A 693-nucleotide genomic window follows, 5' to 3' on the forward strand; every position below is an offset into this window, starting at 1 on the left:
TGATATTCAAGTTAACGAGCCTCCAGCACTTGCGGATCGCGCCTTAGTGATCGAGGAAGAAATTAAGCAAGAAAAACTATCTAATTTATATGTGGATTTGAGCCAGCAACTTGCTGACATTAGCTATTCTGCACCTGATCTAATTGATCCGTCTGAGGAGTTAGGGTTGGAGATTAATCAGTTGGCTGGTGTTTCTCGACTTACTCAAGATGCTGTGTTTTCTAATGTGAAAGTGCAAAGGGCTCTTTTTAATGAAGAAAATCTTTCGGGCGAAAATAATAGCGAACTGATTGAGCTTGACGAGGGCGTAGCGGTCGTTTTTAAAGTGGAAGATTATCATCCGGAATCAATTAAGCCTCTTGATCAGGTACGTGATCAGGTTGTATCTCAGTTAGAGTCTGAGAAGTCCAGAGACTATGCGGCATCTATTGGAAAGGCATTTGTTGATCGCGTCGAAGCTGGCGAAAAGGCAGAAGCGGTGGCTGCTGACATGGAACTTGACTGGCAGCTTAAGACTGATGTGCGTCGTGACAATGCTTTTGTTGATGCAAGCTTGTTGTTCAAGGTGTTTGCAATGCAAAAACCCAACGATGGTGAAATTACTGTAGCTGGCTTTGATTTAAGCTCTGGAGAGTTTGCGTTGGTAGCTTTGACTTCAGCAAACGAGGGTGATCTCTCAGATATCACAATTAT

1 protein-coding gene is annotated in these 693 nt (G+C 43.1%); it reads left to right on the plus strand.

The features are described 5' to 3' along the window. The coding region (locus A3738_RS31670) for a hypothetical protein (protein WP_197474089.1) at positions 1-693 on the plus strand (693 nt) is incomplete at both ends.

The organism is Oleiphilus sp. HI0066, from assembly GCF_001635725.1.